General features: G+C 44.0%; 19 protein-coding genes and 1 tRNA gene. 8 read left to right on the forward strand and 12 right to left on the reverse strand.

Annotated features, from left to right (window positions below; all coding sequences use genetic code 11):
* The 8 genes from trpB to purB all read right to left on the reverse strand — a co-directional run bounded on the left by trpB (position 1) and on the right by purB (position 7,672).
* Positions 1-1,194, reverse strand: coding sequence for a tryptophan synthase subunit beta (trpB, locus tag ACMH5P_RS06685; protein WP_459493570.1), 1,194 nt, complete (start codon positions 1,192-1,194; stop codon positions 1-3).
* Complete coding sequence (locus ACMH5P_RS06690) at positions 1,191-1,787, reverse strand: phosphoribosylanthranilate isomerase (protein ID WP_459493571.1); 597 nt, start codon at positions 1,785-1,787, stop codon at positions 1,191-1,193. Before ACMH5P_RS06690 ends, trpB begins: the two co-directional genes overlap by 4 nt.
* A 3-nt stretch (positions 1,788-1,790) precedes the next feature.
* Positions 1,791-2,576 (reverse strand): indole-3-glycerol phosphate synthase TrpC, encoded by a 786-nt coding sequence (gene trpC, locus ACMH5P_RS06695; RefSeq protein WP_459493572.1) that lies wholly within the window; start codon positions 2,574-2,576, stop codon positions 1,791-1,793.
* Positions 2,577-2,659: 83 nt separating this feature from the next.
* Entirely contained in the window at positions 2,660-3,649 is a 990-nt protein-coding gene (gene trpD / locus ACMH5P_RS06700) for an anthranilate phosphoribosyltransferase (protein WP_459493573.1), read from the reverse strand.
* Between the two features lies 1 nt (position 3,650).
* On the reverse strand, positions 3,651-4,217 hold the full coding sequence (locus tag ACMH5P_RS06705) for an anthranilate synthase component II (protein ID WP_459493574.1): 567 nt from the start codon (positions 4,215-4,217) through the stop codon (positions 3,651-3,653).
* A 6-nt stretch (positions 4,218-4,223) separates the two neighbouring features.
* On the reverse strand, positions 4,224-5,633 hold the full coding sequence (locus ACMH5P_RS06710; protein WP_459493575.1) for an anthranilate synthase component I family protein: 1,410 nt from the start codon (positions 5,631-5,633) through the stop codon (positions 4,224-4,226).
* 186 nt (positions 5,634-5,819) lie between these two features.
* The gene (locus tag ACMH5P_RS06715; RefSeq protein WP_459493576.1) at positions 5,820-6,203 is read right to left on the reverse strand and encodes a VOC family protein; all 384 of its coding nucleotides are present in this window, start codon (positions 6,201-6,203) and stop codon (positions 5,820-5,822) included.
* 113 nt (positions 6,204-6,316) lie between these two features.
* Positions 6,317-7,672: an adenylosuccinate lyase gene (purB, locus tag ACMH5P_RS06720; protein ID WP_459493577.1), complete on the reverse strand. Its 1,356-nt coding sequence runs from the start codon at positions 7,670-7,672 to the stop codon at positions 6,317-6,319.
* A gap of 58 nt (positions 7,673-7,730) precedes the next feature.
* Here purB and ACMH5P_RS06725 point away from each other — a divergent pair, with 58 nt between their 5' ends.
* Entirely contained in the window at positions 7,731-8,759 is a 1,029-nt protein-coding gene (locus tag ACMH5P_RS06725; RefSeq protein WP_459493578.1) for a sensor histidine kinase, read from the forward strand.
* Positions 8,760-8,888: 129 nt separating this feature from the next.
* Here the strand turns inward: ACMH5P_RS06725 and prfA are convergent, their stop codons facing one another.
* Complete coding sequence (gene prfA / locus ACMH5P_RS06730; RefSeq protein ID WP_459493579.1) at positions 8,889-9,959, reverse strand: peptide chain release factor 1; 1,071 nt, start codon at positions 9,957-9,959, stop codon at positions 8,889-8,891.
* A 95-nt stretch (positions 9,960-10,054) separates the two neighbouring features.
* On the opposite strand from prfA, the gene ACMH5P_RS06735 reads away from it, so the two are divergent.
* Positions 10,055-10,519, forward strand: coding sequence for a hypothetical protein (locus tag ACMH5P_RS06735; RefSeq protein ID WP_459493580.1), 465 nt, complete (start codon positions 10,055-10,057; stop codon positions 10,517-10,519).
* Here ACMH5P_RS06735 and ACMH5P_RS06740 read toward each other — a convergent pair.
* Both ACMH5P_RS06740 and ACMH5P_RS06745 read right to left on the reverse strand, forming a co-directional pair.
* Positions 10,512-11,303, reverse strand: a complete 792-nt coding sequence (locus ACMH5P_RS06740; RefSeq protein ID WP_459493581.1) for a DUF2520 domain-containing protein — start codon at positions 11,301-11,303, stop codon at positions 10,512-10,514. The two genes, ACMH5P_RS06735 and ACMH5P_RS06740, sit on opposite strands and share 8 nt — an antisense overlap.
* Positions 11,300-11,818, reverse strand: coding sequence for an HNH endonuclease (locus ACMH5P_RS06745; RefSeq protein ID WP_459493582.1), 519 nt, complete (start codon positions 11,816-11,818; stop codon positions 11,300-11,302). The genes ACMH5P_RS06740 and ACMH5P_RS06745 overlap by 4 nt, the downstream gene beginning before the upstream one ends.
* A gap of 175 nt (positions 11,819-11,993) precedes the next feature.
* Between ACMH5P_RS06745 and ACMH5P_RS06750 the strand changes: the two genes are divergently transcribed.
* Positions 11,994-13,184: a M20 metallopeptidase family protein gene (locus ACMH5P_RS06750; protein ID WP_459493583.1), complete on the forward strand. Its 1,191-nt coding sequence runs from the start codon at positions 11,994-11,996 to the stop codon at positions 13,182-13,184.
* Positions 13,185-13,397: 213 nt separating this feature from the next.
* Here the strand turns inward: ACMH5P_RS06750 and ACMH5P_RS06755 are convergent, their stop codons facing one another.
* Entirely contained in the window at positions 13,398-14,186 is a 789-nt protein-coding gene (locus ACMH5P_RS06755; RefSeq protein ID WP_459493584.1) for a Rossmann-fold NAD(P)-binding domain-containing protein, read from the reverse strand.
* A 50-nt stretch (positions 14,187-14,236) separates the two neighbouring features.
* On the opposite strand from ACMH5P_RS06755, the gene ACMH5P_RS06760 reads away from it, so the two are divergent.
* The 5 genes from ACMH5P_RS06760 to nrfD all read left to right on the forward strand — a co-directional run bounded on the left by ACMH5P_RS06760 (position 14,237) and on the right by nrfD (position 21,675).
* The gene (locus ACMH5P_RS06760) at positions 14,237-15,472 is read left to right on the forward strand and encodes a metallophosphoesterase (protein WP_459493585.1); all 1,236 of its coding nucleotides are present in this window, start codon (positions 14,237-14,239) and stop codon (positions 15,470-15,472) included.
* A 186-nt stretch (positions 15,473-15,658) separates the two neighbouring features.
* Positions 15,659-15,732, forward strand: a tRNA-Cys gene (locus ACMH5P_RS06765).
* Between the two features lie 210 nt (positions 15,733-15,942).
* Complete coding sequence (locus tag ACMH5P_RS06770; RefSeq protein ID WP_459493620.1) at positions 15,943-17,151, forward strand: cytochrome c3 family protein; 1,209 nt, start codon at positions 15,943-15,945, stop codon at positions 17,149-17,151.
* Positions 17,152-17,196: 45 nt separating this feature from the next.
* Entirely contained in the window at positions 17,197-20,241 is a 3,045-nt protein-coding gene (locus tag ACMH5P_RS06775) for a TAT-variant-translocated molybdopterin oxidoreductase (protein ID WP_459493586.1), read from the forward strand.
* A 30-nt stretch (positions 20,242-20,271) separates the two neighbouring features.
* Positions 20,272-21,675, forward strand: coding sequence for an NrfD/PsrC family molybdoenzyme membrane anchor subunit (nrfD, locus tag ACMH5P_RS06780; protein WP_459493587.1), 1,404 nt, complete (start codon positions 20,272-20,274; stop codon positions 21,673-21,675).
* Positions 21,676-21,681 lie beyond the last annotated feature (6 nt).

The raw sequence follows: 21,681 nt of genomic DNA on the forward strand, positions 1-21,681 counted from the left end.
CTAGTCATTCAATTTTAAACGTTGCTGATAGGTCGATAAATCCTTATCGCCTCTTCCCGACAAATTCACGACAACGACCTCATCTGGCTTCGCATTCAATTTACCAAACACCGCTAACGCATGAGCCGATTCTAATGCCGGAATAATTCCCTCTAACATCGAGCACTCCAATGCTGCTTCCAAAGCCTCCTCATCTGTAATATCATAAAACTTCGCACGTCCTGAACGCGCTAAATTCGCATGCATCGGACCAATGCCCGGATAATCCAATCCCGCCGAAATCGAATAGGGTTCAATCACCTGGCCATCCTCCGTCTGCATCAACAGACTCTTGCTTCCATGCAAAACGCCCGGCTTACCCAAGAACGTCGTCGCCGCCGAATGCCCCGAACCCACACCCTGACCTGCCGCCTCCGCCGCGATCAATTGCGTGCGTGGCCCATCCAAGAAATGATAAAAAGCACCCGCTGCATTCGAACCTCCACCCACGCAAGCAATCACGTAATCCGGATAATCCCGTCCTTCTTTCTCTACCAATTGATGACGGATTTCATCGGAAATCACCGACTGAAAACGCGCCACCATATCCGGATAAGGATGTGGCCCTACCACCGAACCAATGATATAATGTGTATCCACCGGATTATTAATCCAGTGACGCATTGCTTCGTTCGTCGCATCTTTCAAGGTCTTGGAACCCGATTGTGCGGCAACTACCTGTGCTCCCAACATACGCATACGCGCAACGTTTGGCGCTTGACGCTCAATATCAATCGCACCCATGTACACGATACATTCCATGCCCATCAAAGCGCACACCGTCGCCGTCGCCACACCATGTTGGCCCGCGCCCGTCTCCGCCACAATCTTGTGTTTTCCCAAACGCTTTGCGACCAAGATTTGACCAATCGTATTGTTCACTTTGTGCGCCCCCGTATGGCATAAATCTTCCCGCTTCAAGTAAATCTTCGTATTGTACTTCGCCGATAAACGCTCCGCCTTGAACAAGGGGGTCGGTCGGCCGACGTAGTCCTTCAACAGTGCATGAAACTCCTCCTGAAACGTAGGATCTGCAATGATGTCCAAATAGCGACTCCGCAATTCCTCCACATTGGGGTATAACATTTCCGGAATAAAGGCGCCGCCGAATTCCCCGTAATACCCACGCTCGTCAACTTGAAATGACTGATTCATATGTTTTGTGTTATTTCCTTCACCTTTGCCAAGTCCTTCATTCCCGGACTCAACTCTAATTTACTATTGAAATCCAAGGCATAAAGCCCCGGTAATTTTTTCGCTTCCTTGATACTCGCCTCATCCAATCCTCCCGCTAAAAAGTAAGGAATACTTAAGGTGTATGCCCTCAAAATAGCCCAATCAAACTTTTCTCCTGTGCCTCCCACTTGCGATCCCTTCTTCGTATCAAATAAATAATAATCAGGGCTTAAATCTAACCCCAACATATCCGCTTCCGTTGCGACACTGACTGCCTTAATCACCACCAAGCCAGCGTCACGAATTGTATTAATCTCCTCTTGCCCCTCTTCCCCGTGTAGCTGCACAACTTGAAAGCCTGCCTTTTTCGACAATGCCAATATATTCGCAACCGATTCATTTACAAAAACACCTACGGCCTGGGTTTTTGCAGGCAACGTCGGAATCACAAAATCGGGTCCCACATAACGAGGGGATTTCTCCACCCAGATAAAACCCATGTAATCAGGTTCGCAAGCCGCCACCGCCTCAATATTCGCCAAATCCCGCATGCCGCAAACCTTCCACTTCATACCCTATTGCTTTAAAAAATCAGTTAATGCCTGGCCCGGATTAGTCGTCTTCATAAAACTCTCCCCAATCAAAAATCCCCGATACCCATAAGCTTTCAATTCCTTGATTATCTCGGGTCCCGATATGCAACTCTCCGATACCTTCACAAATTGTTCCGGAATCTTATCAGCAAGTACCTTTGAAGCCTCCACGTTTTGCTCCACAAAATTCTTCAAATTCCGGTTGTTCACTCCTACGACCGAAATATATTCTCCCAAGGAACGATCCAATTCTTCCTGGTCATGAACCTCCAATAAGGTTTCCATACCTAATGAACGAGCCAAGCTCCCCAATGTTTTGATTTCCGCAGGACTTAAAGCTGCAGCGATCAACAAAACCACATCCGCACCCATCGATTTCGCTTCGATGATTTGGTATTCATCCACCATAAAATCCTTACGCAAGATCGGTGTGTTTGGATTCGTCCGACGAGCTATATCAAAGTCGGCATAGGTCCCCCCAAAATAATGCGTATCTGTCAGCACTGACAAACAAGCTGCCCCCGCTGCCACATAGCCTCGAGTCACCTCATCGACTCCCATGGAATCATTAATAATTCCTTTTGAAGGGGATTTCCGCTTAAACTCCGCGATGATTCCCGTCGACGCTGGTTGGACCAAGGACATCGCCAAGGAGTGACAAGCCCGCGCAAAGTAGCCTTGCTTCTCCAATTGAGACACCGATACGCGCGTTTTTGCCGCAGCAACTTCTTCGCGTTTCGTGGCAATGATTTGGTTTAAAATACTCATATCTTCCTAATTGTAGAGACGCGATACTTCGCGTCTGTTCTTTCGCGATATTTCGCGGCTATTTTTCTCGCGATACTTCGCGACTAATCCATTATAAACTTTTTAAATACCTGAAAAGCTTTCCCGCTTTCCAAGGATTCCTTAGCCATCGCAAATCCATCTGCTAACGACGGTGCCTTTTCGGCAACCCAAAGCGCAGCACCCGCATTAGCCAATACCGCATTCGTTTGCGCAGGTGTTCCCTCACGTTGTAAGATTTTATATAACATGTTGGCAGATTCCTCCACATTCGCTCCACCAAATAACTCCGATTGCTGAACATAGTCACATCCCAAATCCTTGGGTGTGTATACTTGACGGCCCGCCAAAGTCTCCACCTGGAAATTCGAAGTCAATGAAATTTCATCGTAACCATCCTCGGCAAATACAAGGCCATATTGCTTACCGCTATCTTTGAAGAATCCCGCATACAAGTCGAATGCCTCGGGCGAATAGACACCGGTTAGCTGTTTGCTCACTTTAGCCGGATTCAACAAGGGACCCAACAAATTAAAGAAGGTCTTCATGCCTAATTCTTTACGAATTGGCCCGACAAAACGCATGGCAGGATGAAACAAGGGAGCATGTAAAAAACACATACCCGCCGTTTCCATTTTACGCTTTAAGATTTTAGGATCATTATTAAATTTCAAGCCCAAAAATTCCAAAACCGTGGAAGATCCTACCGACGAAGATACGCCATGATTTCCGTGTTTGGCGATTTTTTGACCTGCACCAACAACCACAAAGGAAGATGTTGTACTAATGTTAAAGGTATCCTTACCATCGCCGCCCGTACCACAAACATCCATCGCATCATATTCAGATAGATCGACAGTTACCGCTAAATCCAACATAGCGGAAACAAAACCCTTCAACTCATGCACCTGAATTGGATGATACCAATAGGAGGATAAAAATGCAGCAATTTGGCTCGGATTAATCCCGCCATTACCGATTTGTAACATAATATCGTGCGCCTCTTGTTCCGATAACGCCTCTCCACTCACTCTTCTTTCCAGAACTTTTTTCATCTTATTTAATCCAATTTTTAATCATTTGTAATCCATGTTGGGTCAAATACGCCTCCGGGTGAAATTGCACCCCTCGAACATCGTATTGCTGATGCGCTTCGGCCAACACATATCCTTTATCGTCTTGCGCGGTAATCTTCAAATCACTCGGCATCGAACCGGGAATCACCGTCCAAGAATGGTAACGACATACCTCAAATCGTGCGGGCATATCCAAAAACAAACGCTCTAAAGGATCAATTACCTGACACTCCGTCGTCACGCCATGCAATACCTCCCCCATATTCTGTAATTCCGAACCAAAGGCCTCCGCAATTGCTTGATGTCCTAGGCATACGCCCAATATCTTTTTGGTCGATTTATACTCCCTCAACAAATCCATCATGATTCCGGCTTCCGACGGAATGCCTGGACCTGGCGAGAGAAGAATTTGGTCGTATTTGCCAACTTCCTCCAAGCTAATTTTATCGTTTCGGTACACATCCACTTGTGCGCCTAGTTCCTTCAACAAGTATACCAAGTTGTACACGAAGGAATCATAATTATCTAATACCAATACGTTCTTCATGTCTTCTTATGCTAGGTTCTCCGCAACTTCTAATGCACGACGCAAAGCTGCTAATTTATTATGTATTTCTTGCATTTCGCTGGCCACGACCGACTTTGCGACAACCCCCATTCCGGCTTGAAAAAATAAGGTATTGCCCTTGCTCAAGAAGGTACGGATGGCAATGGCGTGATTAAAGTTTCCTTGGAAATCCATGAAACCAATCGCTCCACCGTAAATCGCGCGATTGGTAGGTTCCAACCGATTAATAATCGTCATGGCATTGTGCTTCGGTGCTCCACTTAAGGTTCCCGCAGGAAACGTATCCGCGACTAATTGCAATGGATTCACGCCTTGTTGCATTCGACCGGTTACCTTGGAAACCAAGTGGATAACATGCGAAAAGAATTGTACCTCTTTGAAGGTCTCCACTTTCACTTGATCCGCACTTCGGCTCAAATCATTCCGGGCTAAATCCACTAGCATCACATGTTCGGCGGTTTCTTTGGGGTCTGCCAACAGCTCTTGAGCTAATTCGGCGTCACGGGCATCGTCCCCAGAACGTCTAAAAGTCCCCGCGATCGGATGAATTTCGGCAATATCCCCTTCGATCTTGATTTGTTTCTCCGGCGATGCGCCAAAGATTCGGTATTGCTCATAATCGAAGTAGAATAAATAAGGAGACGGATTAACCGAACGCAAAGCGCGGTAAACTTGAAAATCATCCCCTTTAAATCCTTGTGAAAAACGACGAGACGGAACGATTTGGAAAACATCCCCACGCAAACAATGTTTGATGCAGGTCTCCACAATTTCCTTTACTTGCTCATCATTCAAATTACTTACCTCATCCCCAACGCGCTCAAAAGGAGCTGGCTCGTAATGCGGCATATTTAATAGAAATGTCAGCGTATCAAAGGACGGCTCCGAACCATCATAACTATGCGCATACATCGATAGCTGGTTATTAAAATGGTTTACCGCCACTACATAGCGATAGACATAATAACGAATCGATGGGATTTTCGTTTCCGCATTTTTTGCTTGGATTTCAATGTCCTCGAAATAGGTCACCGCATCATACGATATATGACCAAAGAGCCCATTCGCCATGGGTGAATCCCCCTTTTCTTTGGTGAATGCAAAACGATCCGCAAAAGCCTTAAGCGCCTGAACGGCATCTCGGCGATTTTCTAACGTAAATTCCTCGACCTTCCCATCCGGAAAACTCTGCTTCACGATGGAGTCCGTCAACTCAAATGATGCAATCGGATCAAAGGCAATATGTGAAAATCCATGCTCGCGGCCATGGTAGTCGGCCGACTCCAGTATCACCGAATTCTTAAAGTTCTTACGAATCTTCATGAAAATTCCGATGGGCGTGAGTGTATCAGCCAATTGGGTTTTACGAGCAGTTCGAATTTGTATTGTAGACATGTTTTCTAGGGACAAAATTAAAAAAAGGCTTACTGGAACAGCAAGCCTTTCGTAAACATATCATGTACACACAGCAAAACTGTTCAAGGATATATTAGCCTTGCCACCAGTTTTTGTTGTATGTTGCTTTTGTCATTGTCGTTTTATTTGATGCAAATGTAAACTGAAATCTGTTAATTCAAAATTTTAACCGATTAAATCCCACAAATTTCCATATAAATCCTCGAATACGAGCACTTTACCATATTCTTCTACCACCGGTCCGCGAACAATTTTGATGTCGTGCTTCAACAAATTTTGATGATCTTTTTCGAAATCATCCGTGTGTAAAAACAAGAAGACACGCCCTCCGGTTTGATTCCCCACACGTGACTTTTGCTCATCCGTAGCAGCTTTGGCCAGCAACAATTGACAAGATCCCTCGCCAGACGGCTGTACCAAAACCCAACGTTTCACATCGCTCAAACGCGTATCCTCGATTAAGGTAAAACCGAGCTTTTCAGTATACCAAGCGATCGCTTCATCGTAATCGGCTACCACAAGGGCAATGTGCATGAGGTGGTGGGGCATATCTTTAAGTCACTAGTCGCTAGTCCGAAGTCCGAAGAATTCTTATGCTTCTTTTGGTCAAAAATTTTACTTCTAAATTCTTAACTCTTAGTTCTTAACTTCGAGTTCGAATTTTAGTTTTCGTCGCGGCCGACGAAGTTAAATGGACTGATTAATTTCAATTCCGCCTTAATGGCATCCGAAACAGCCAAGCCATCAATAAAATGATGGAAGACGGTTTGGTCGATTTTACCGTGATGACGCGTTAAATCTTTCAAGGCCTCATAAGGTTTCGGGAAAGCTTCACGACGCAATACGGTTTGAATCGCCTCCGCAATCACTACCCAGTTGTCTTCTAAGTCTTGTTGGATCTTGCTATTATTCAACTCCAATTTACCCAAGCCCCGTTGCAAGGAATTCAAGGAAATCACGACATGTGCCAAAGGCGTTCCCACATTCCGCAAAACGGTCGAATCCGTCAAGTCACGCTGTAAGCGAGAAATAGGCAATTTGGCCGACAAAAATTCAAAGAAGGCATTGGCCATGGCTAAATTTCCTTCCGCGTTTTCAAAGTCGATCGGGTTTACCTTGTGCGGCATCGCCGACGAACCAATTTCACCTGCCTTAATTTTTTGCTTGAAATAACCCATCGAGATGTATTGCCAAATATCGCGCGACAAGTCGATCAAGATCGTATCCAAACGCTTCAAGCCATCAAAATAGGCCGCTAAATTATCATAGTGCTCAATTTGAGTCGTGTATTTCGACCGCGTAATCCCTAAATTCTGATGCAATTTAGCTGCAAATTCCGGCCAATTAACACCAGGAAATGAAACCTGATGCGCATTGAAATTACCCGTCGCTCCACCGAATTTTCCGGTAAATGGCACCTGCGCCAAAAGGTCCAATTGGCGATTCAACCGCTCAACGAATACCTTAATTTCCTTGCCAAGGCGAGTCGGAGAAGCAGGCTGGCCATGCGTATGGGCCAACAAAGGAATCTCTTTCCATTCCGTTGCATAGGCATCCAATGTTGCGACCACTGCTTGGTAAGCCGGTAAAATCACATCGCGATGCGCCTCCGCCAATGACAAAGGAATCGCGGTATTGTTAATATCTTGAGAAGTAAGACCAAAGTGAATGAACTCAACAAAAGGAGTTAAATCACCTGGGAGGGCCAACATCCGATCTTTGATGAAATATTCAACGGCTTTTACGTCGTGATTAGTTACCTTTTCCGTCTCCTTGATCCATTGCGCATCCGCCTCGGTGAAGTTAGTGTACATCGCACGTAAAGCAGAAAAATGTTCTTTAGGAAAACTTGCCAATGGCGCCAAGGGAATCTCGCAAAGCGCAATGAAATATTCGATTTCAACACGAACGCGGTATTGGATTAACCCAAACTCGGAAAAATAAGGTGCGAGGGATTGGGTTTGGCGACGGTAGCGACCGTCCACTGGGGAGATCGCGGTAAGCAGATTTAATTCCATAAGTTCTATTCAAAGCGTAAAGGTACAACATTTTAAAATTTTATCCGTAATTTTAGGCATGTTACAGCCGAGATATCTTTCCGTCGTCCTAGCATTGGTCATTGCCATCGTGACAACGGCCTTCTTGTCTTTCATTCCTACTTCGGATGTGGTCACCATGACCATCGGATTTTTGACCTGTTTTATCTTCGGGGGAATCCTCATTTATTTCGCATTGGATTACTTGGTTTTTCAGGAGGTTAACTCTTTATATGACCGAATCAAGCAGATTAAGAAAAAGGATTTCAGCGTCACCCCAAGGAAACAATTAGTTGAAAAAGAAAACCCCATTGAGCTCTTAAAAAAGGAGTTGAATACCTACGTGGCGACCAAAGAGGGGGAAGTTCAGGACTTGAAGAAAGCAGCGAAATACCGACAAGAGTTTTTGGCGGATGTATCCCATGAATTAAAGACCCCTATTTTTGCGGCACAAGGATTTGTACACACGCTCTTGGACAATCCAGAAGAAGACCTCGAAATCCGAATGAAATTTTTGGAGAAGGCGGCCAAGAGTTTGGATGGGCTTGACAATTTAGTTCAAGATTTATTGACCGTTTCTCAAATTGAAACGGGTGCCATCAAAATCGAAAAAAAGAAATTAGACCTTCGGCCGCTGGTCGAGGAAATTTTCGAACAGGTCGAGGGCAAGGCGAAAAAAAGAAATGTTAAGTTAAAATTGATTGCCCCGACTGGCAGCATCCAAGTCAAAGCGGACGCCCAACGAATTTCGCAGGTAATCCTAAATTTGGTCGTCAATGGCATTAAATATGGAAAAGAAAAAGGCCTGGTTCAAGTAATCGTCACCGAGAAGAAAAAGGTCTATACGATCTCGGTCGTAGACAATGGCCCTGGAATCCCCGAAGAACATTTACATCGTATATTCGAGCGCTTCTACCGCATCGATAAAAGTCGGGCCAAAAACTCCGGTGGAACCGGCCTCGGCCTTTCGATTGTCAAACACATTGTTCAAGCACATAACAGCAAAATCTCCGTGCAATCCGAGGTGGATAAAGGGACGAGATTTGAGTTTAAATTGGAGAAAGCGTAGTGTAGAGACGCGATACCAATCCAAATGTAGAGACGCGATACCTCGCGTCTAATAAAATGCAGAGACGCGATACCTCGCGTCTAATAAAATGTAGAGACGCGAAGTATCGCGTCTCTACGATTCTTTAAATTACACTGCCCCTTCCGTCAGTCTTTCCGCATTTTCTGCAATTCGTAATTGTTCGATAAACTCGCCAATCTCCCCATCCATTACCGTAGGTAAATTATACACCGTCAATCCAATGCGGTGATCTGTCACACGACCTTGTGGATAATTATACGTACGAATTTTATCGGAACGGTCACCGGAACCGACCATGGATTTCCGACTTCCCGCAATTTCCGCATTGCGCTTCGCTAATTCAATTTCATATAGACGAGAGCGTAATACCGTCATTGCTTTCTCAAAGTTCTTGATTTGGGAACGCTCGTCCTGACATTGCACAACTAATCCAGATGGAATGTGTGTCACACGAACGGCGGAGTAGGTGGTATTTACCGACTGACCACCGGCGCCTGATGAACAGAAGGTATCCTTGCGGATATCATTCATATTGATCTGCACATCGACCTCATCCGCCTCTGGCATCACGGCAACCGTAGCCGCGGAAGTATGAATACGTCCAGCTGATTCGGTGGCAGGAACCCGTTGAACGCGGTGAACGCCTGATTCAAATTTCAATTTGGCATAAACATCCTCTCCCTGAACGGAAACAATCATCTCTTTGTAACCACCGGCAGTCCCTTCCGTATAATCCATAATCTGAAATGTCCAACCTTGCTTTTCCGCAAAACGCTGGTACATACGGAATAAATCCCCTGCGAAAATAGATGCTTCATCTCCCCCAGTACCCCCGCGAATTTCAAGGATACAATCTTTGGAATCGTTCGGATCTTTCGGAATCAACATCTCCTTTAAAACCTCCTGAATTTCCTTTTCTGCCGGAACCAATTCTTCTAACTCCGCCTTGGCCATGTCACGAAAATCTTCGTCCTTTTCCGTCGCGATAACCGTCTTTGCCTCCTCGATGGATTGCAAAAGGTTTTGGTAGGCAACATATTGGTCAACAATCTTTTGTAAGTCTTTGTATTCCTTACTCAAGGTCTTGAATTTCTTCAAGTCGGAAACGATTTCCGGCATCGCAATTTGTTGTTCTACTTCGATAAATCGTTCTCGGATGGCTTCTAGCTGCTCCAGCATGTCTAATGGGGGTTAAAAAAATCTCCGCAAAGATAGCAATTAAATTCATTGCCCTTGACAGCATTTGAATACCTTTGTCCTTTCAATTGGATGATATGAAAAAATACTTGCTTTTATTCTTAGCTCTTTCCCTTTATTCTTGCGATTTCTCGAAACGCATTGATACCACCGCTGCCGTCAAAGAGATGCGTGAAAGGCAAGTAAAGCGGGTTCTCCCACAAGATGTTGTCAATCAAGTCGATGTCTGGGGAAAAGGAATTGAAAAGCAATTAAAGTCAGGAGTCTCTGCCGACAGTCTTGCGACCAAAAACAAAGTCCGGATTTTGAACGGTGATATAACGCGTCTGAAATCGCAAATTAAGGATACTAAAATCATCGAAATGCTGTACGCGATGGAATATGGAATTGCCCAAAAACAAGAAATCCCATCCAGCATTCAAAAGAATAAATCGGGTGATAGTCTGTATTACATGTATCCTAATCTAAGCGGGCAAGTAACGATTATTGGCTTTAGTAAGAAGCAAGTGATCATCGACATGGATAAACCGCTGATTAAATAGAATTGCTTTTGATGAGCGCCAACATATTCTTGTAAATCTCCTGCATCTCCACGCGAGGCATAAAAGCTTGTTGGTCAAACACCACCCGCGAATCATTCAGTTTCGCAATATCTTGATCGGCATGCAAGGTCTGGTTAGCAAAAAACGCTTGAACATAGTTTTGGACGACTCCTTGAATCAAGCTTTTGTCTAATTCGATGGATTCCAAAAGAGTTTGCGCCTGCAACCAAAGTTGTTGGGTAAATAAACCTGCCATGAGCATGGCCAAGTGAATTTTCTTGCGCTCCTCCCCATTAACCAAGTAGATCATTTTGGTAATGTCTTTTGCCAAGTGCACGAGAGTCGCTTCGGTTTCTTCGACCAAGCTTTCCAAACAAATTGGTACATTCGAAAGACTGATTTTCCGTTCGGCCTGTAGATGTTGAACAGGAAAAAATATCCCCACCTGATTGGTACTCTCCCGCAATGGATCATATTGAATCATGGCTTCCGTCAAGGAGACGGTACCTGCAACCAAAATAAGCGTGGCATATTTGGGCAATAGTAATTCGGGTAAAACTTGCGGATAAGCGGATTCCGGAACGCAAACGAAAAAAACGGTGGAGCTCGATTCCGAAAAATCCAGATGTTCTTGAACGCGAGCATTGTACAGGTAACTAACTACATCGCGGGCCTTTTCGGGGTCCCGACTGAACACTTCCTGAACACTATTTCCTGCATTTTCTAGGGCTTGCGATAAATGCCATGCCACGTTACCCGCACCAATAAATGAAATCTTAATCATTCTTGAATTTTTTCGTGTTTTGCCCCCACAAAGGGAATCCATTGATTATCCAAAATTCCGGAAAAATTTCGCAAAAACATAACGAAAGACGGTTTGAACGGTCGGCGAGTTAAAACCATCCCCGCCTCCTCAGGCGTTTTATGTCCTTTTTTGGCATTGCAATATTTGCAGGCCGTCGTCAAGTTGTCCCAGGAAGTTCGGCCTTGGCGGGACTTTGGAATCACATGATCAAGGGTCAGATGGTCTGGAGAGCCACAATATTGACAACGATTGCCATCCCGTTTAAAGATGTTTTGACGCGTCAAAACCACTCCTTTGTATGGGAAATAAACATATCGATTGAGGCGAATGACGGAAGGGAAAGGAAAGGACTGAGAGATGGAATGCAGTCGTTCGGTACTTGATTCGGCGATGAGTTCGGCCTTGTTGAGGTAGACCAACAAAAACGCCTTCGGCATGGAACAAATCGTTAGGGCACTGTAATCTTGGTTAAGGACTAAAACTTTCTGACTCATAGACATCCAATTTTATAAGGTAATCCCGGCGCAAATCCATCACATGCTTTAAAGTTACACAAAAATAATCATCTGAAAAACAAGGACTTGCCATAAAAAATCAGAGGGCATTCTTGAGATAAAAACGGCATTTTAAGGCCTTTTTTGTAGATTTACCAAAAATTACAATTTGTCCATGGCATCTCTGTTAGAAAAAATTAAAGCATTGTCGAATTCGATTGCGGAAGAGACGGTAGCCAACCGCCATCATTTGCACATGCATCCTGAGCTTTCCTTTCAGGAGACGGCGACGCAAGCCTATGTGGAAAAACAGTTGAATGCCTGGGGAATTCCAAATAGCCGTTTGGCGAATACGGGTGTTGTTGGGATCATCGAAGGGAAAAATCCGGGCAAAAAAGTGGTGGCACTTCGTGCCGACATGGATGCCTTGCCGATTACCGAAACGAATGATGTTCCCTATAAATCAACGATTCCGGGCGTGATGCATGCCTGTGGACATGATGTACATACTTCTTCCTTATTAGGTACAGCACACATACTGCAGCAGGTAAAGGATGATTTTGAGGGGACGATTAAATTGATTTTCCAACCGGCTGAGGAGAAGGCTCCGGGTGGTGCGAGCATTATGATTAAAGAAGGTGTTTTAGAGAATCCGAAACCGATTAGCATATTTGGCCAACATGTTGCAACGAATGTACCTGTGGGAAAGATAGGATTCCGTGAGGGCATGTACATGGCGAGTACGGATGAGTTATACATCAAGGTAATCGGGAAGGGAGGTCACGGTGCGATGCCGGACGCCTGCATTGATCCCATTGTCATTGCTTCACACATCATTGTAGCGATGCAACAAATCATTTCTCGTAATAAGAATCCGAAGTTTCCGTCGGTTTTGACATTTGGAAAGATCGAGGGTTTGGGAGCAACGAATGTGATTCCGGACGAGGTAAATATTGCGGGGACTTTCCGTGCAATGGATGAAACCTGGAGAGCGGAAGGCCTGGCCAAAATGAAAAAACTCGCCGAGGGAATCGCGGAGGCAATGGGAGGTGAGGCTATTTTTGACGTATTAAAAGGCTACCCATTCTTACAAAACGATCCTGAATTAACACGCAAAGCCAAAACAGCCGCGATCGCCTACATGGGAGAGGACAATGTCGTTGATCTGGATTTATGGATGGCGGGCGAAGACTTTGCTTTTTACACACATCACGTAGACGCCTGCTTCTACCGTTTAGGGATTCGAAATGAGGCCAAAGGAATCACCAATGGGGTTCATACGCCAAACTTCGATATCGACGAAGATGCATTAGCCATCGGGCCGGGCTTAATGGCTTGGTTAGCGGTTAATGAGTTAAAAATGTAGAGACGCGATACTTCGCGTCTTAATAAATGACAATAGACGCGAGGTATCGCGTCTCTACATCCAAAAAAAATAGACGCGAGGTATCGCGTCTCTACATCCAAAAAAAATAGACACGAAGTATCGCGTCTCTACATACAAAAAAAATAGACGCGAGGTATCGCGTCTATACTTACAAAAAAAAAGACGCGAAGTATCGCGTCTCTACAAGATGAATTAAAATTCCATGGGATCAGGCCATTTGAACTCATAGCTCAATTCCTCGACAATCTTATCTCCGGAAACTATTTTACCTCCCAGGCAAGGTTGGCTTGAGTCCCAATATCCCGGGTTCATCCCACGTTTTTCACAATCATTCATCCCCACATCCTGTTTGGTAGGGTGTTCAGGAGCCACAATATTATAGATGCCCGAGTGAATTTTCTCGCAAGCTAATGCGATTAAATTCACCACATCATCTTTGTGTACATAATTTACGGGGCAATTCGCTCCGTCATTTCGTTTGCCGGAAAAATATTTGGCTACAAAACGATCTCCGCCCATTAATCCTCCCAAACGCAAAATGATTGAAGAGACAGGTGAAGAAGAAATAATTGCTTCGGTTTGTGCCATTAATGAATTTATATTGATTTCAGCTGTTTCGTCGACAATCGCTGAAACATTGGCATAGACAGATGTGGAAGAAAGAAAAATTATCTTCTCCACTTTTTGAGGATCCAATCCATCTACCCAATCCTGAACGATGCGTAGATATTGTTCTTCTGAATTCTTCTTTCTACGAGGAGGAATAGACCAAATTTGGATCGGTGCTTGATTCAATTGCGCCCAATCACCTTCTGTAGTCTCATCATTCGCACGAAAATCAACGACATGAATATTTGGGTGCTTGGCTTGTTGGTGCACTTGTGAGGCTGAAACCTGAACCTCGTAATCCGCTAAAGCTAGTTTAAATGCCAATGGTGCACCTACCCAACCGCCTCCGTAAATACTTACTTTCTTTTTCATAATTTTATGCACCTTTGGAACAAATGCAAAACAAAGATAGTTTATAAGCCATGAATAAAATGTTTTTTGTGCCTATGATTAGCCTAATTATAATAGCATTGGACTATTATGTCTGGATGGCGGTCAAAACGGCATTTCAGAAATCAAAAGAAAGTACGCGTAATACAACGGCCATAATCTATTGGGGCTTTACGGCATTTATTATCCTCGGAATTATTTCCTACAATGCCCTACCCTTGCATGCCTGGAAAAATGAATTCCGAATCACCTTCATGGCTTTGGTGATGATATCCGTATTTAGTAAGCTCTTTACGATTCTCTTCTTACTATTGGAAGACATCACCCGATTCTTCCGTTGGGGAACAAATAAAATCCGCAAAAAGGATCCGAGCGCGATCAGTCGGCATGAATTTTTATCCCAAGCCGCCCTCGCGGTAGGAGCCGTTCCTGCTGCCACGTTCGCATTTGGAATCCTTTCCGGTGCGCATGATTACCGCATCGAGAAAGTGAGTTTAAAAATCCCTAAGCTTCCTAAAGAATTCAGGGGCATGCGAATTGCGCAGATATCCGATATTCATACAGGTAGTTTCTTTAATAAAACGGCTGTTCAGGGTGGTGTGGAAATGCTGATGCGCGAAAAAACAGATCTAGTATTTTTCACGGGGGATTTGGTGAATAATGAATCCAAAGAGGTGGAGGATTATTTCAAGATGTTTTCAAAAATCAAGGCTCCTTATGGGGTTTTCAGTACATTGGGCAATCACGATTACGGTGATTATGTTAAATGGAAGAGTCCGGAGGCGAAAAAGCAGAACTTAAAGGATTTAATGAAGGCTCATGAGTTGATGGGTTGGAACCTGATGATGGATGAGAATCACATCATTACGGAGTCGGGCGAAAATTTGGCAATCATCGGCGTACAAAACATTGGCATCGGTCGGTTCCCTTGGTATGGCAATCTATCGAAAGCCTACGAAGGCACAGAGAATGCCTCCACGAAACTCTTGTTGTCACACGACCCGACGCACTGGAATGCAGAGGTAACCAAAAATTCGAAATTCAAGGATATTGATATGGCCTTCGCGGGCCACACACATGGGGCCCAATTTGGGGTTAAGATTCCGGGCTTTGAAAAGTGGTCACCCGCTAAGTATGTTTATAAACAATGGGCTGGATTATACGAAGAGAATGGCCAGCAACTATATGTGAATAGAGGCTTTGGATATTTGGGATATCCAGGACGCGTGGGAATGCCGCCGGAGATAACGGTGTTTACCTTAGGTTAGAGGTAGGAGTTAAGAGCTAAGAGTTAAGAGTTAGGATAGTAGTCTTCGGACTGCGGACTAGTGACTGCCCACTGACTACTACCCACTGACTACTACCCACTGACTACTGCCCACTGACTACTGACTTTTTTCACCTTTCCCTTTGCTGCTTTCTAAAAAAAAGCTATTTTTGCATCCCGATTAATTGGTTTCGTGGCCGAGTGGCTAGGCAGAGGTCTGCAAAACCTTCTACAGCGGTTCGAATCCGCTCGAAACCTCCAAAAACCTTCCGAATGGAAGGTTTTTTTGTTTAACTCCATTTTGTACAACTCTCTCTAAAAAAATTACACTTTCAGTTTGGGCTTATTTTGAAAGATTCTAAATAATTAGAAAAACCTTAAAAAATCCTAAAATTGATTCTCCAATAAATTGTTTCCTAAAAATTCGGAATGTAGTTTTGCGCACTGAATTAAAATGTGAAAACCAACATGATGTTTTGCAAGAAATTAACCCTCGTTAAAACCATTTTATCCTTTGTGATACTCCTAGCTAGCGTGAGTGCAACATTCGCTCAAGATGCAGCAGAAGGCGAAACCCTATTCAAAAACAACTGTGCGGCATGTCACAATACCTCAGACGAGGTACTGGTAGGCCCTGGTTTAAAGGGAATTAGCGAAAGACGTCCAATCGAATGGATCGTTAAATGGGTTCACAATCCACAAGCAGTAATCGCTTCAGGAGACAAGTATGCCAACGACTTATACAATAAGTTTAACAAGGCTGCGATGACTCCTTATCCTAATTTCTCAGAAGCTCAAATTAAAAGCATCGTTGCTTATGTAGATGCAGCCAATGCAGCTCCAGCGGCTCCAGCAGCAGGTGCAGCACCGGCAGAAGGTGGTGCAGCAGCGCCAGCAGCTCAAAGCTCAGGCGGCATGTTGGAAATCTTATTAGTAGGTCTATTAATAATCATGGTATTGGTATTAATCGCGCTATTATCTATTGTTAGTACACTTGGAAAATTGACATCTGGAGAAGTTTCGGAAGATAACCCGTTTATGCAGCGTGTTTCGGCCAACATGAAAGCATTGGCGGCAAATTCAGCAGTAAAGACAGGGATTTTAGTGTTAGCTTTATTATTAGGTGGCAAAGCAACGATCGATGCGGCATACGGCGTTGGTATTCACCAAGGATACGCACCAGAGCAACCCATCAAATTTTCACACAAATTACACGCAGGCCAATACCAAATCAATTGTAACTATTGCCATACAGGTGTTTATGAAGGCAAAGGGGCAAACGTTCCATCAGCGAACATTTGTATGAACTGCCACAACGCTATCAAGCGTGAGTCACCTGAAATTCAAAAGATCTACAGCGCCATTGAAAAAAACGAGCCTATCCAATGGGTACGTGTTCATAATTTGCCTGATTTGGCTTACTTCAATCACTCACAACATACAAATGTGGGTGGCTTAGAGTGTAAAAACTGCCACGGCGAAATCGAAAAGATGGAGGTTGTTGAGCAGCGTTCTTCGTTAACCATGGGATGGTGTATTGATTGCCACCGCGAGACAGATGTAAACGCGAAAGGCAACGCATACTATGACAAATTGGTGGAGATCCATAACAAGGATAGCAAAACACCCCTTAAAGTGCAAAACATCGGTGGCTTAGAGTGTTCTAAGTGTCACTATTAATCATATTACAATAGATTCAAAATTAGTCTGAATAAGAAAGATTATATGGAAAATTCGAACAAGAGGTATTGGAAAGGGATTGAGGAGTTAACCAATGAGCCATCGTTTGTAAAAAATATCCACAATGAGTTTGGCAACATGCCCTCAGAAAATGATGCGAAAGGCGAAGCCCTAGTAGATGGATCTGGAACTCATCGTCGTGACTTTTTAAAGATGTTGGGCTTCGGTGTTGCTGCTGTTTCATTAGCAGCCTGTGAAGCACCCGTTAAAAACACCATTCCTTACTTGAACAAGCCAGAGGATGTTGAGCCTACGATTGCCAACTGGTACGCGTCCACTTACACGGACGGTGGTGACTATGCGTCAATCTTAGTAAAGACTCGTGAAGGTCGTCCGATTAAGATTGAAGGAAATAAAATGTCTTCGGTATCCAAAGGAACACTTTCAGGTCGTGCACATGCATCTGTTTTGAGTCTATATGACAACGAAAAATTAAAAGGACCACAAATTGGCGGAAAATCGACAGATTGGAAGCAATTGGATTCCGAGTTCACGGCAAAATTAGCCGCAGTAGCTGCGAAGGGTGGTCAAATTCGTATCGTATCGAATACGATTCTTTCGCCAACAACGAAGAAGGTTATTGCTGATTTCGCTTCGAAATATCCAACAACACAACATATTACTTACGATGCGAATCCAGCTTACGGTTTATCCGCAGCACATGGAGGTATCATCCCAAGCATTGATTTCAGCAAAGCAAAGACAATCGTTTCCTTAGGAGCCGATTTCTTAGGATCATGGATTGCGCCAACTGAATTTGCAGCACAATGGGCGATCACTCGTCGCGTAAGTTCTGAAAAAGGTGGCAAGAAAGACATGTCTCGTCACTATCAGTTCGAAACAATTTTATCAAATACAGGAGCAAATGCTGATTACCGCGCTACCTACAAGCCGTCACAAGAAGGTTTAGTAGCTATCGCTTTATACAACGCAGTAGCTAAGTTGACCGGTGCAGCATCCGTTGCAGGCGCTTCCGTTAAAATTGACCATTTAGATAAAGCAGCGAAAGACTTAGTGGCATCCAAAGGTGCTTCCATCATCGTCGCTGGTTCAAATGATCCAGAAGTTCAAAAAATCGTTGCGGCTACAAACGCTTTAGTAGGCGCTTATGGCACAACCTTAAATACTGCTATCCCTGTGAATTACCGTCAAGGTAATGACATGGCAATGGCTAACTTTATCAAAGAAGCAGGTGCAGGAAAAGTTGCTGCAGTCATTTTCTACAACGCTAACCCGGTTTACAATCACCCAATGGGTGCTGCCTTAGCAGCGGCTCTACCAAAAGTAGAGTTGAGCTTGGCAACCAATGAGCGTGCTGATGAAACAGCATCTTTATGTCAATTCATCGCACCGGATTCGCACTTCTTAGAATCATGGAATGATGCAGAGCCAAAAGCAGGTTTCTATTCATTGACTCAACCAACTATTTCTACGATCTTCAAAACGCGTCAAGCACAATCAAGTTTCTTGACTTGGGCAGGCTTATCGGCTGATTTTGCAACTTACTTAGAAAGCAACTGGGAGAGCAACATCTTAAAAGGAGGAAAAGTAGCTTGGAACAACGCACTACACAATGGTGTATTTGAACCCAACGCAGGTAGCATTTCTTCCGCTAGCCCATCAGTAGACATCAATGCGGCTGCAACAGCTATTGGAAAAGCATATTCAGCTTCTTCAACAGGTTTAGAAATTGCCGTATATGAGAAAGTGGGTATCGGTACAGGATCTCAAGCAAACAACCCTTGGTTGCAAGAATTCCCTGAGCCCGTTTCAAAAGCTTGTTGGGACAATTATGCGGCCATCTCGCAACCAACAGCCACGGAATTAAAATTAAAACAAGGTGACTTAGTTAAAGTAAGCGCCAAAGGATATGAGGTTACTTTACCGGTATTAGTTCAACCAGGACAAGCGCAAGGCACAGTTGCCATTGCCATCGGTTATGGTCGTACAAAGGCAGGTAAATCAGCCGATGGAGTAGGTGTAAATGCTTATCCATTTATCTCTGAAATCAACGGAGCTTGTGTAGGAACATGTACACAAGGCGTTAGCGTAACAGCAACAGGCGAAACGAAGGACATCGCGCAGACACAAACTCACCAAACGGTGATGGCACGTCAAGCGGTTGTTCAAGAGACTGTTTTAGCTGAGTTTGCGAAAGATGCGAAAGCAGGAAGCTTCACTCCTCGCGTGAAAACGTCTGATGGAGAAAAAGATGCAACGGATTTAACACTTTGGAATGGTCACGAATACAACAACCACGCTTGGGGTATGGTGATCGACTTGAATACTTGTACGGGATGTTCTGCTTGTGTAATCTCATGTAATGCAGAAAACAACGTACCCGTTGTAGGCCGTCAAGAGGTAATTAACCGTCGCGAGATGCACTGGATGCGTATCGACCGTTATTACTCATCCGATGCGGAAGTAGAAGATTTGAAAGGCTTAGAAATTGCGTCTGACAATCCAGAGGTTGTGTTCCAACCGATGTTGTGCCAGCACTGTAACAATGCTCCATGTGAGACAGTTTGTCCGGTATTAGCCACAACACACTCTACAGAAGGTTTGAACCAAATGACGTACAACCGTTGTATCGGTACACGTTATTGCGCAAATAACTGTCCATACAAAGTTCGTCGTTTCAACTGGTTCCGTTACTTCCAGACAGATGATTTTGATTTCCACTTCAACAACGATTTAGGTCGTATGGTGATTAACCCAGATGTAACGGTTCGTTCACGTGGGGTAATGGAAAAATGTTCAATGTGCGTTCAACGTATCCAAGAGGGTAAATTGGCAGCGAAGAAAGAGAAGCGTCGTCCAGTAGATGGCGAAATTCAAGTAGCTTGTGCACAATCTTGCCCTACGAATGCAATTACATTTGGAGATATGAATGATCCAGCATCTGAAATCTCTAAGTTGTTATTGACTGAGAAAGAAGGACGTGCTTACCACGTAATTGAAGAAATTAACGTGAAGCCAAATATTTCTTACTTGAAGAAAGTTCGTAACAAGGATGCTAAAAAAGCATAATTTTTTAATCGTAAAACAGTAAATAAAAATATGTCGCACGTTGTATCACCCATAAGAGAGAAACTAGTTACTGGTGGAAAATCTTATTCCGATGTTACCCACGATATCTGTAAACAAGTAGAGGGAGAGCCTACGAAAGAATGGAAAATTGCATTCGGTATCTCGGCACTTGTATTCATTTATGGTGCTTATTGCCTATTCTACACTTGGTGGCAAGGTATTGGCGTTTGGGGATTAAATAAAACGGTAGGTTGGGCTTGGGATATCACCAACTTCGTATGGTGGGTTGGTATCGGTCACGCGGGTACCTTGATCTCTGCTGTATTATTATTATTCCGTCAAAAATGGAGAACATCCATCAACCGTTCTGCGGAGGCGATGACCATTTTCGCGGTACTTTGTGCAGCGTCATTTATCTTGGCGCACATGGGTCGTCCATGGTTAGCACACTGGGCTTTACCATTACCCAATACATTTGGTTCATTGTGGGTAAACTTTAACTCACCCTTGGTTTGGGACGTATTTGCCATCTCAACTTATTTATCCGTATCTCTATTGTTCTGGTATATGGGTCTTGTGCCAGATTTGGCAACGATTCGTGACCGTGCAACCAGCAAAGGACGTAAATTCTGGTATGGTTTATTCAGCTTAGGCTGGACAGGATCTTCGAAGACTTGGGCACGTTATGAGTACATGTCCCTAATCTTAGCAGGTATCTCTACGCCATTGGTACTTTCGGTACACACCATTGTATCCATGGACTTTGCTACATCCGTTATTCCTGGATGGCACACCACAATTTTCCCTCCATACTTCGTGGCGGGTGCGATCTTCTCTGGATTTGCCATGGTGCAAACCTTGTTGTTGATTACACGTGTGGTATTCAAATTAGAGGACTACATCACAATCGAACATATTGAAATGATGAACATCGTTGTGACGGTAACAGGTTCGGTTGTAGGTATCGCTTACTTAACTGAGTTCTTTATCGCTTGGTATTCAGGCGTGGAATATGAGAGCTATGCATTCATCAACCGTGCAACGGGTCCATACTGGTGGGCTTATTGGATGATGATGACATGTAACGTAATCTCTCCACAATTATTCTGGTCGAAGGCCATTCGTACCAACTTATTGGTATCATTCTTCTTATCGATCGTGGTAAACGTAGGTATGTGGTTTGAGCGTTTCGTAATTATCGTAACCTCATTGCACCGTGATTACTTGCCATCATCATGGGCAATGTTCTCTCCAACAATGTATGATATTGGTGATTACATTTTCTCATTTGGTTTATTCTTTACCTTATTCTTCTTATTCGCTAAATTCTTACCGGTGGTAAATATGGCTGAGGTGAAATCGGTAATGAAAGGCGTTTCATCAAACTTCCCAGCGAAGAAAGTGAAAGCCGCAAAAAAATCAGACGAAGAATAATTATTA

The organism is Aquirufa sp. 5-AUSEE-100C1, from assembly GCF_054558655.1.